Origin of the sequence: Phytobacter ursingii (genome assembly GCF_001022135.1) — a bacterium.
Taxonomy (GTDB): domain Bacteria; phylum Pseudomonadota; class Gammaproteobacteria; order Enterobacterales; family Enterobacteriaceae; genus Phytobacter; species Phytobacter ursingii.
Genome location: NZ_CP011602.1, coordinates 2,738,723 through 2,750,149 on the forward strand (window position 1 = coordinate 2,738,723; position 11,427 = coordinate 2,750,149).

Annotated in this window: 9 protein-coding genes; 1 reads left to right on the forward strand and 8 read right to left on the reverse strand. The window is 54.2% G+C overall.

Translation table 11 applies throughout. The annotated features are described in order from the left end of the window. Positions 1-42: 42 nt before the first annotated feature. From mukB to cmoM, 4 genes are read right to left on the reverse strand one after another with little or no spacing between them, the layout of a single operon-like run. A complete protein-coding gene (gene mukB / locus AB182_RS16460; protein WP_047371041.1) occupies positions 43-4,491 on the reverse strand; it encodes a chromosome partition protein MukB in 4,449 nt (1,482 codons plus the stop codon). Then, entirely contained in the window at positions 4,491-5,195 is a 705-nt protein-coding gene (mukE, locus tag AB182_RS16465; protein WP_047371042.1) for a chromosome partition protein MukE, read from the reverse strand. Before mukE ends, mukB begins: the two co-directional genes overlap by 1 nt. Then, positions 5,176-6,498, reverse strand: a complete 1,323-nt coding sequence (mukF, locus tag AB182_RS16470) for a chromosome partition protein MukF (protein ID WP_047371043.1) — start codon at positions 6,496-6,498, stop codon at positions 5,176-5,178. Before mukF ends, mukE begins: the two co-directional genes overlap by 20 nt. Beyond that, on the reverse strand, positions 6,491-7,285 hold the full coding sequence (gene cmoM / locus AB182_RS16475; protein WP_047371044.1) for a tRNA uridine 5-oxyacetic acid(34) methyltransferase CmoM: 795 nt from the start codon (positions 7,283-7,285) through the stop codon (positions 6,491-6,493). Before cmoM ends, mukF begins: the two co-directional genes overlap by 8 nt. A 117-nt stretch (positions 7,286-7,402) precedes the next feature. On the opposite strand from cmoM, the gene elyC reads away from it, so the two are divergent. Beyond that, on the forward strand, positions 7,403-8,182 hold the full coding sequence (gene elyC, locus AB182_RS16480; RefSeq protein ID WP_047371045.1) for an envelope biogenesis factor ElyC: 780 nt from the start codon (positions 7,403-7,405) through the stop codon (positions 8,180-8,182). Here elyC and AB182_RS16485 read toward each other — a convergent pair. From AB182_RS16485 to AB182_RS16500, 4 genes are all read right to left on the reverse strand, one after another. Continuing rightward, positions 8,159-9,052, reverse strand: coding sequence for a YcbJ family phosphotransferase (locus AB182_RS16485; protein WP_047371046.1), 894 nt, complete (start codon positions 9,050-9,052; stop codon positions 8,159-8,161). The genes elyC and AB182_RS16485 overlap by 24 nt on opposite strands. Positions 9,053-9,192: 140 nt before the next feature. Then, positions 9,193-9,939 carry a 3-deoxy-manno-octulosonate cytidylyltransferase gene (gene kdsB / locus AB182_RS16490; protein WP_047371047.1) on the reverse strand — a complete coding sequence of 249 codons (747 nt, stop codon included), beginning with the start codon at positions 9,937-9,939 and terminating at the stop codon, positions 9,193-9,195. Then, a complete protein-coding gene (locus tag AB182_RS16495) occupies positions 9,936-10,118 on the reverse strand; it encodes a Trm112 family protein (protein WP_039078554.1) in 183 nt (60 codons plus the stop codon). Before AB182_RS16495 ends, kdsB begins: the two co-directional genes overlap by 4 nt. Before the next feature lie 54 nt (positions 10,119-10,172). Next, a complete protein-coding gene (locus AB182_RS16500; RefSeq protein WP_047371048.1) occupies positions 10,173-11,402 on the reverse strand; it encodes a winged helix-turn-helix domain-containing protein in 1,230 nt (409 codons plus the stop codon). Positions 11,403-11,427 lie beyond the last annotated feature (25 nt).

Consider the following 11,427-nt stretch of genomic DNA (forward strand, 5'->3'; position numbering starts at 1 on the left):
AAAGGGCGGCATCTCTGCCGCCCTCATTTTTTAGGTGAATCGCTAAGACGCGTCTGCCGTCCCGGGTAATGTCTCCGGTAGCTGAGCCGCGAAGCCACGCAGACCCACAACGTGAACATGCTCGTGGTTCTGAAAGACTTTACGCACCAGTTTATACGTGGTGCCTTTTTCCGGACTGATGTTCTCCGGCGCTGCAATAATCAGTTGCATTTCAAGGCGTTCGCAGAGTTCAAACAATGTTGCGATGGAGCGGGCATCCAGACGTGCTGCCTCGTCGAGGAACAACAGGCGGCATGGGGAAATATCTTTACCACGCAGACGCCGCGCCTCGTCTTCCCAGCTCTGGACGACCATCACCAGGATAGACATCCCGGTACCGATGGCCTCACCGGTCGACAACGCCCCGGATTCCGCACGCAGCCAACCATCCGAACCACGATTGACTTCCACTTCCATCTCCAGGTAGTTGCGGTAATCAAGCAGCTCTTCACCAATGGTTTGCGGCGTGCGCTGGCCCAGATCGATTTGCGGGTTCAGGCGTTGATACAGTTTCGCCAGCGCTTCTGAGAAGGTCAGGCGATTGCTGTTAAACAGGTCCTGATGCTGTTCATGCTGCTCAGACAGCACCGTCAACAGCATGGCATGGCTTTCACGCACGTTAACATTCAAACGGACGCTGTGTACCTGACCGAAGGAGACGCTTTGCAACCCCTGGTTAAGTTGACGAATACGGTTCTGCTCACGCTGAATCGTCTTGCGAATGATATTCGCCACGCTACGTGAGCTGATCGCCAGTTTCTGCTCGCGGGAGGTCAACTCTTCCGTCAATCGGCTGAGTTCAATCTCCATCTGTTCGATAGCCTCTACCGGATCATCAGTACGAATAATATCCTGACGGATACGCTCACGCAGATGTTGGTAGACCGCGACAAAGAATTGGATCTTACGTTCCGGGCGTTTCGGATCTTCCGACATACGTAGCACATCGCGCAGATGCTCGTTGTCCGCCACGGCGAGACGCAGCGCGCCTAGCGCCTTATCCGACATGGAACGCAGTTCATCTGCAGAAAGATAAGCCAGCTCACGACGATGCAAACGACGTTCAACGCCGTTATCTTTCACCATCCGCATCACCGCACACCAGCCCGCTTTCGCCGTGGCGACTTGTTCGCGCATCTCGTGATAATCACGTTCAAGGCGACGCAGCGCACGGGTCAGGTTATCCATTTCCGCTTCGCAGAAGGTCAGCGCTTTTTCCAGTTGATTGCGACGAGCGCGATTGCCTGACAACTGAGCATGCAGCTCGTCACGACGAATTCGCGCGCGCTCCTCAGCACCGCTGTCGGCCCGGACACCAATTTCCTGCAGCTCTTTTTGCAAATCGTTGAGCAGCTCTTTCTTGGTATCGAATGAGCTTTTCAGCGATGCCAATACCTGATTGTACTGACTGAGCTGGGCAGCATGACTACGCAGCGCCTCACGCGTACGGCTACGTTCACGTTCTGCCTGCTCAAGCCGCTGACGCAGCTTCTCGTTGAGATCGTTATTCCCGCTGAGCATTTCCGCAGAATCGGAATAGCTAAAGTGCGCCCGACGTTGCACAACTTCGGTTAGCGCAAATGCCTGCTGGCGTGCTTCACGTTGCACTTGCTGGGAATAGGCATAATCTTCTTTCAATTGCTCATACTGTTCCGGATCGTTTTGCAGTACAGAGACGATCGGCTCCAGTTTCGCCAGATGGTTGCCAAACTGCTGAACAAAACGCGCCGCTTCCTGCGCTTCGTCCAGACGCTCCTGGATTTCATCAACACGATCGGCAAGCGTTTCGTCTGCCAGCAGGCTCAGGCGCGGCAGCAGGCGGTTAAGCTGAGCGACCCCTTCTTTCGCCTGCTCGAACTGCATGCGGTTTTGCTGGTTGTCATTCTCATGATTGCTCAGCGCGCGCTCCAGTTCGCCACGGCGGCCACTGAGAGTGCGTATTTCGGCTTCCGGGTCTGCATCAAACGCGACGGCCAGATGACTACCGATAAAACGGCTGAAGGCCTGATGCAGGCGCTGCGTTTTCTGTACGTCGAATGATAATGTGGCAAAACGCTCGGCAAGCTCTTCACGCTCAGCGTGAAGCCCTTCGATACGGCTTTCACGTGCAGCGCGACCAAACAGCGGCACCGACGGGAAACGAGAGTAGCGCCACTGGCGATCGGCGACTTTAACCACCACCGCTTTTTCCAGCTCATCGACGCTGAACACACTGTCATCAAAAGACTGTGGATCGCCTTCAATCAGATAGAGGTCTTCCGGACAATCTTCCAAACCTTCAAGCTGTTCAGCAATAAGGGAAAGGTCAGGGACCACAATTGCATGACGTGATGGGCCGTATAAAGCGGAGAAATACGGCGCATCTTCCAGGCTGACATCATCGTAAATCTCAGAGAGCAGCACACCGCCAAAGCGTTCTGCCAGCGTATTCAGACGCCCGTCCTCTGAGCCGCCCGGCTGACTCAGGCGCTCGATTTCTTCGTCCACGGCACGCTTACGTGCCCCGACTTCATCACGCTCGACAATCGCTTCGCGTTCACGCTCCAGCAGTTGTTGCAGGTACTCCGTCACTTGCTGACCGGATTCAAATTGCTCGCCGCTCTGCTCACACAACTGGGTCAGGCTGCTTTGCGCTGCCAGCCAAATCGGTGCGCGCTGGGTCAGCGTTTGAATACGTGACTGTAGCTGTTCCAGCTCCTGGCGTAGCGCCAGACGCTGCTCGCCAGCCATTGCCACATTTTCGGAAAGCGCGGCGATTTGCGCCTCCAGCTCATGATGCAGAGACTCAAGTTCGTCGGCGTCGTACTGTTTATTCTGCCGCTTGCAGAATTCCGCCAGCATGCGTTCAGCATCCTGTTGCTCACGCAGACGTTGTTCCAGTTCGTTCAGACGCGCACGTAGCGATGGCGCCTGTTCCGCCAGATGGCGCTGGTTTACCCCTTCACGTAAAAGGTCACGGGCGACATCCCAGGCTTCATCACGAGCCAGCGGACCATTGATAGCGACGACCAACTGGTAAGCTTGCTCAAACTGGCTGTGCGCGGTTTGTGCCACGCTCATACGTTGGTCAAGCGACAGGAGTTTCTCTGTGGCTTCTTGTTCTTTCGCCCGGAAGGTTTCCAGCCATTCGTCCGCCGTTTCTGCCGTCAGGTCAGGTAGCTGACAAAGTTCTTTGGCACGCTGTAGGGCCTGTTGTGCCTGGTTGTACTGGATCGCGCGGGTTTGCTGCACATCCAGAGCCTGTTGGTAGTCGGCAAGCTGGTTTTTCAGCTCATCCACTTCCAGTTCAGCGGCCTCGGCGCGCGCTTCGTTCTCTTCCTGCTGATCGGTCGCTTCCGCCACTACTTCATTTTGTTCTTCAAGGCGGATTTGCAGTTCATCCAGATCCGATGCGTAGCGCTCAATTTTTTCCTGCTGGCGCAGCGCGGTCTGTACCAGATTCAGGTGATCGCTGGCGGCCTGATAGTCAGCCTCAAGATCGCCTTCTGCCCCGCTGTGTTCTGCCAGCTCGCGCGCCATATCGACATGTTTGTATTGCTCAGCCGCCAGCTTTTGCCGTGAACTAAACAGATCGCGACGGAATGTCAGCGCCTGATCGAGATGAATACGTCGTTCGTTGGCATGGCGCATATAATCCGCCGCCACATAGTTGGTCGCTTCACTGATTAAATGCTTGAACAGATCACGATCCGACTGGGTAACGCGAATCGCTTCCAGCGTCATGCGGTTTTCGCGCAACGCCGCTTCCATGTCCTGGAAAGCTTTACGTACGCCGCTATTTTCCGGCAAGAGGTAGTCACGCAGGGAACGGGTGATCGCACTGGAGATACCGCCATACAGCGACGCCTCGATAAGGCGGTAGAATTTACTACGGTCCGATGCTGAGCGCAGGCGGCGTGCCACGATGCCCAGATCGAACATTAAAGAGTGATAATCGGTGATGGAGTTGAACTGCTTAAACTGCACCCCTTCCATCGCCTCCAGCTTATCCTTCACTTCCTGCAGCGGCAGCACCCGCGCCTGACGCTCATTAAGCGTTTCTGTCAGCAGTTGTGTCGGTTGAACAGCAGTAGGCAGCCCCTGAATAGCGAACGGTTTGATGTCGACCTTACGATCGCGACCAGCCACTTGCTGCAGGCGCACCCCCACCAGCACACGCTGATGACGAGAGTTGATCACATCCAGAACGGAGTAGCAGACCCCGGCTTTCAGTTTACCGTGCAGACCTTTGTCGCGAGAGCCGGACGTCGCGCCAGCCTCAGTGGTGTTACGGAAATGCAGCAGCGTTAAGTCCGGGATAAGCGCGGTGACGAACGCCGCCATGGTGGTGGATTTACCAGCACCGTTACCTCCGGACAAGGTGGTCACCAGTTCGTCCAGGTCAAACGTACGGGCAAAAAAACCGTTCCAGTTAATCAGCGTCAGTGAGCGAAATTTACCGCGATCAATCATTATTCTTCCTCTCCACTATCCGGCTGATTGTCTTCATTCTCATCATTGAGCTGCAGGTGATTTTCAACAGGCATGGCTTCACCATCGCGGATCAAACGCCGCTGGGCTTCACGCGCATCGTCTCCGGTACGCACATCCGCGCCGAAGCGGAAAACAGACTCGGTAATACGAAACTTACTACTGTCGTTACCCATAAACCAAATCATGCCGAGACGACGCAGGCGGTTCAGGGAGGAGCGCACTTTTTCCTGTAATTTTTGGCGATCCAGGTCAGAACCTGTTGAACGGTTGTTCACCAGCTTCAACAGTTTGGTTTCATCGGCGAGCGTCAGCAGCTCGTCATACAGCTCTTGCTGCGTGAAGATGCCTTCATTGGCCAGACGTTCCGGGCTGAGATAGAGGTAACAAAGGATCTTACCGACCATCATGTCCAGTTCAGACAGCACGGAGCGCGGGATCAGCGTCGTTGAACGTGGACGCAGGTAGAAAAAACCTTCCGGCGCACGGATTAACTCAACGTTGTAACGTCCGTAAAACTCCTCCAGAAATTCCTGGAAATCCATTAAAAAGGCGTGGTTATCCAGCTCATCAAGCCCAATATGGCGACCTGAGCGCAGCGCGCTGTCGAGTGCCGGAAAGAGTGGGTTAGCCAGCGCCTGGGCCAATTTGATCGGCATCACTTGTTCAATATTTGTCAATGACATGCGCCTGTACCTTGGCTCCGTAATCATTAATCGGCTGCCATTTAGCTGGCAGGCCGGTGAAATCTGCTTGCGCTACGCCGAGGCGTACCGCCTGATCAATGACGATCCGCGCGATATCAAAATGCCGCGCGCGCGGGTACCGCGCCAGATATTCGCGTACAACCAGCCCAAGATCCAGTGGAGCTTGTCTGGTTTTATATATCGCCAACTGTTCTTCGATCATGGCCGCAAGTTGTTCGCGGATTTCGTTGAACTCTTCATACTCCAGGTCAGGCGGAAGCTCACCTGTGACCTCGGCATCGCTTAACGCAATCTCTTCATCGCGCATATCCAGCAGCCTGTCGGCATTGGCGTAAGTCAGCGCCCAGGGTGAATCGAAGAAGGCCTGGACTGACTGGCGTAAACGCTGGGCAAAAACGCGGTTTTTATCCATATCGATAGCGGTACGAATAAACTTGTGGACGTGGCGATCATAGCCAATCCATAAATCGATAGCCTGTTGTCCCCAACTGACAATGCGGTCCAGCTTGCTCTGTAAATCAAAAACCAGTCGGTCAACAAACTCCAGATCGTTATGCGCCAGCGTCGCATCCTGGATACGTAACAAGTTAGCCTGCAGCTTATCCCCGGCCGCCTCCAGCGTATCCTGCAATTCACGCAGCGTACCGGAGGTTTCGGAGAGTAACAGCTCACAACTTGAGATAGCCGCACGCCAGTCTTTATTCAATAATTGCGCGATATCATCTTTGACTAACTGCTGCTGCTCATCCATCACACGCTGGGTGAGATCGATGCTGTCAAAAATTTCAGCCACCGAGTATTTCAACGGCGCATAGACATTACGATGCCAGTGGAATTCATCCCCACCTTCATCTGCGGCATCAGCAGCACGTTTCAGCTCTCCCGCCACGATAGATAACTGCATGGACAGGCGCAGCGTCGAAAACTCGCGCTGGCGAATATAGTAATCGGTAATACCAATGCCGAGCGGCGTCAGACGATAAATGGCATTACCGTCAGCCAGTTCGCTGGTAAAACGGTTTAACAGGCGCTGACGCACCATATCGTTTATGGCATTGTTCGCACGCTGAGCAATGGTTTCGCCGCTTTGTTCAAATGCATCGCTGACGTGGCGAAACGCATCAACAAGCTCTCCTTCGCTCATTTCGCCGTCCAGGCGTTCACCGTTCAGCGTGGCAACCGCCAGCAAAAACGACAATCTGTCTACCGGAAGCGTGATAGAGAAATCGTTTTTCCTGGCCCAGGCAACCAGTTCGGGAACTGTCTGGGAAAATTCACTCATCGTTCATCCTTTCATCTCTCTGCGGCTTGAGCGCGGTCACATGGATATAACGCCCCAGGCTGATATACGGCTCCTGACGACAATATTGCGTTTCAAGTTCAAGCAAGGAGTCAAAACAGTCACGTTGTTGGTGTTTTTCGCGCAGGTAATCGTGAAAGACCCGAACCCCCGTTTTCCCCGTGATCTGCCAGCCAATCGCACTCAGCCAGCCATAGACGTCATCCGGATTTCGCGGATAATCCGGGGACAGTGTGCGCTTTTTCTTTTTAGGCATACCTGCCAGCACATAGTCGAAATTCCCCGCCACCATATTGTGCATCAACAGGCCGTTAGCGTTGTAAAACATCAGCGACAACGTCCCTCCGGGCTTCAAAAACGACCACAGCGTTCGCAAAACGTCCACCGGTTCGGCGACCCATTCGAGCACAGCATGGAACAATATCAGATCGACAGGCGATTCCAAATGTTGCGCAATGTCCTGAGCAGGGCATTGTACAAAATGCATGTTACCGCTCACACCTTTCTCTTCTGCAGCTGCGGTCGCACGCGTAATCATCTCCTGCGACACATCGCACAGCGTCACATGATGACCACGTTCGGCCATGCGAATCGCAGTTTGCCCTTCGCCGCCCCCTGCATCCAGTACACGAAGCGTGCGGTCACCCACTTCGGCAAGAACCCTGTCCAAATCCTGCCAGAGGATCGCCTGACGCAGTTGACCTTTGGTCGTGCCATAGATATTGCGGGAGAATTTTTCCGCGATGTCGTCGAAATTACGATCCTGCATGGCCGCTCCGCGATCCTGACAAAACCGCTATTTTGTCACAGCCGTGCTCAGAATGAACCCATCTGGTGTAAGATCCACGCAAAACGCCTGCTGTATGGTTAAAAAGGAGACGGACGCGTGCTTTTTACGCTCAAGAAATACATTGGCGGCCTGATGCTGCCGCTGCCTGCGTTGCTCATATTGATTGGAATTGGGCTATTGCTCGTCTGGTTCAGCCGCTGGCAGAAAACAGGCAAAGGTATTATCAGCGCAAGCTGGTTGGTTCTTCTGCTACTGAGTTTGCAACCCGTCGCGGATAACATGCTCAAACCCATCGAGGACAGTTATCCCACCTGGCACGGCGAAGAAAAGGTAAAATATATCGTGATACTGGGGGGCGGATATACCTGGAATGACGCATGGGCGCCCAGCTCAAATCTTATTAATAACAGCCTGCCACGTTTGAATGAAGGCATTCGTCTGTTGCATCTGAACCCAGGGGCGAAATTGATCTTTACGGGGGCGGCGGCAAAAACGAACCCGGTCAGTACAGCAGAAGCCGGGGCCAGAGTGGCAGAGAGCCTGGGCGTTCCGCGCAGCGATATCATCACCCTGGATTCACCGAAGGATACCGAAGAGGAAGCCACAGCAGTCAAGCAGGCCATTGGCGATGTCCCCTTTTTACTGGTGACATCCGCATCGCATATGCCCAGAGCAATGGTTTTCTTCCGTAATGCAGGGCTGCATCCTCTTCCCGCTCCCGCGAACCAGATGGCTATCGGTTCCCCTCTTAATCCGTGGGAACGCGTCATTCCTTCCCCGGTCTGGCTCATGCACAGCGACCGGGTGGGGTATGAAACGCTTGGACGGATTTGGCAATGGTTGAAAGGTGACTCAGGCCAGCCAGGGCAGGAGTGACTTAGACGCCAGGTCAAAACTGGGGCGACTGAAGTGGCCCGTATTTACCAGGTTCGCCACTTCATCCCACAGCAGGTAGAGCCAGCGTCGCCACATGAAGGATTCCGCAACGGGCGCCCGCTGAAGGTAATGCCAGAACAAGCCTTCAGCCAGGGGGCCATCCGCCAAACGAAACAGCTCATATTCTCGCGGTGCCCAGAGCATAATGCCCGGCCCAACCATAGCCAGAAGCTGATCGCTTCGGGCATCTTTCAACATACTACGCAGGTTGAAGTTGCCGTGCACCAGCACACAGTTGTCGTTAAAACCTTCGAACAGCGACGGCAGGCACTCCCTGGTGCGGAACAGGATACGTTTATCCTGCATCGTGAGCCCCGTATTATGGTACTGATTCAGTGTGGTCCATAGCACTTCTACCCGCTGGCGATACCAGGAGGGCCAGATATTCTCCTGCGTATTGTCCACCATTCCCACACAGCCATGGCTGTCCTGTCTGTGCCAGGACAATAGCCCTTCCACGATTTGATCTTTCAGATGCTCCCAGCGTTCGGGGGTACGTGCAGGCGCTTCCACCGGTACGCCGCGCAAGCGTTCCATTAGCAGGACATCTGGCCCTGGATGCTCTTCATGGGTCATTACGCCATACACGACAGGCATACGTACCGTACCACTGCGTGCCAGCATTGAGATTTTCCATGCCAGTTGACGTGCAAGGCCAGGGGTGGAAAAACTCCTCGCCAGTAGCGGCATCGGATTTCCCTGGCTGTCATACAAGGACCATAACGTTGTATCAGGTCTCTCGCTGACACATTCCATGCGGCTCAGCTTTTCACCCAGCAGGTGGCTCAATTCAGCGCGCAGTTGTTCCATATCAGATTGCCCTCATGAAGACTACTGCTTTTATAATGAGCGCCGGATGCCGGGATGTCACCCTGATGAGATCAAATGATGACGAGAATTTGCGGGAAAAACGAAAATCCCCTCAGAGAGAGGGGACTAAGAAGGAAAAATTAACGCATTTCAGCGCGCACGCGCACAAGATCTTCCTGCGTATCAACGCCCGTACCGGGAACTTCCGTCGCAACGGCCACGTGGATTTTCTCGCCGTACCACAGTACGCGCAGCTGCTCCAGCATTTCGATATTTTCCAGCGGACTGGCTTCCCAGTTTACATAACGGCGGATAAAACCGGCGCGATAGCCGTAAATTCCGATATGACGCAGGAAAGTATCGCCAATTGTCTCACGAGAAGCCGCAAAACGGTCGCGATCCCACGGGATGGTTGCCCGGGAGAAATAGAGCGCATAACCTTGCGCGTCGGTCACCACTTTCACCGCGTTAGGGTTAAATGCTTCTTCGGCATGATGAATCGGCACGGCCAGCGTAGCCATACCGATGTCGCGAGCGGCCAGGTTTTCAGCCACCTGACGAATAATCGCTGGCGGGATCATCGGTTCATCACCTTGCACATTGACGATCACGGTATCATCGCTGAAACCACATTTTTCGACGACTTCGGCCAGACGCTCCGTTCCGGAGTGATGATCGGCGCGGGTCATGCAGACCTCTCCCCCCGCTGCTTCTACCGCACGCGCAACATCAGTATTGTCGGTCGCAACAATCACGCGCGCCGCCCCTGACTCGCGAGCACGTTCCAGCACATGCACCACCATGGGTTTCCCATTGATATCAACCAAGGGTTTTCCTGGTAAACGGGTGGACGCATAACGCGCTGGAATAATGACAACGAAACTCATGGCCGACTCTCTTCTTCTGTTAATGAACGGGCTTCGTTTTCCAGCAGTACAGGAATGCCCTCGCGCACGGGATAAGCGAGGCTATCCACTTTACAAATCAATTCTTGTTTATCCTGGCTGTAATAGAGTTTGCCGTTACAAACCGGGCAGGCAATGATTTCCAGTAACCGATGATCCATATTTCCTCCTGATGGACCTGACGTGTGATCCGTAAATTTTAACATATTCAGTGGTCAGGCTGCGTCTATTTCCAGCCCCTGGCGATGATCAATAAAAAGCCCTTCCGGCAGAGATCCAAAGGTAACACGCTGCGCACCTTGCCAGTGCGCAAAATCACCAATTGCGTTGATGAGCCCTTTTTCAAGCGTGCGCCCCGGTTTTACACCGTTTTCAAGGTAGAGCGCAATGACCTCCAGTATCGACGCTTTGCGATGCATTTTGGCATCCATTCGCCCGACCAGACGGCCACGATGTAGCAGCGGCAGCACAAAATAACCGTACTGGCGTTTTGGCGCAGGCGTATAGCACTCCAGACGATAGCTAAAATCAAACAGTTGCTCCGCCCGTTTGCGATCCCACACGACCGGGTCGAAAGGTGAAAGCACAGCGCTATGCGTTGCTGTCAGTTTTCCAACGGTCGCGAGGTCAAGCTGTGACAAAAGGTCTGTATGTAGCCAGGCGGGGCCCAGTTTTTCGACGTCCACCGGGACAATCTTGCCCTCTTCCTCCAGGCGCTCAAGCAGCAGTGGTAACGCAGGTCGGCGCAGACGGTAATAGTCCGCAAGCCATTCGGCACGAAAGAGGCCCAGACTACGCGCACTTTTTTCAAGCATAAGGTGCTCGGCTTCTGCCTGCGTCAATAAGTCGCGTTCGTCATTCCAGTCTGGCATCACCCGATGGGTGAGATCATAAACGCGCTGGAAATTGCGACGCTCGATAACCATCACTTTCCCTGCGGTAAACAACCCTTCAAGATGGCGCTTATGTGGCTTCCATTCCCACCAGCCGCTGGCCCCTTTACGCGGATGTTCAAAATCAGCCGAACGAACGGGGCCATTTTGCTGAATATGTGCGACGAGCGCCTCAATTTCCTGCGCATGCTCTTGCATCCACGCCTGGCGATATTTCCAGCCCATCTTATCAGGGGCAAGCATACGGTGACGGAATAAGGCAAAATCGCTGCGCGGTAAAAAGCAGGCCTCGTGCGCCCAGTATTCCATCAGATCGCCATTTTTCAGCGCGTCATCAAGCCATTGCGCAGGATATTTGCCAAGACGGCTGAACAACACCAGATAGGGGCTACGTGCCACAATGTTGATGGTATCAATTTGCAGCAATGACATACGCTGAATTGTCTTCAGGACGTCACCAGGGGTGGCGCGACGGGATGGTTTTCTCAGTAACCCCTGAGCAGCGAGGTGAAGATGACGGGCAGTTTGCAGCGTGATTTGTGGCACAGACATAGGCTTCCCGGTTGTAGAACACGGC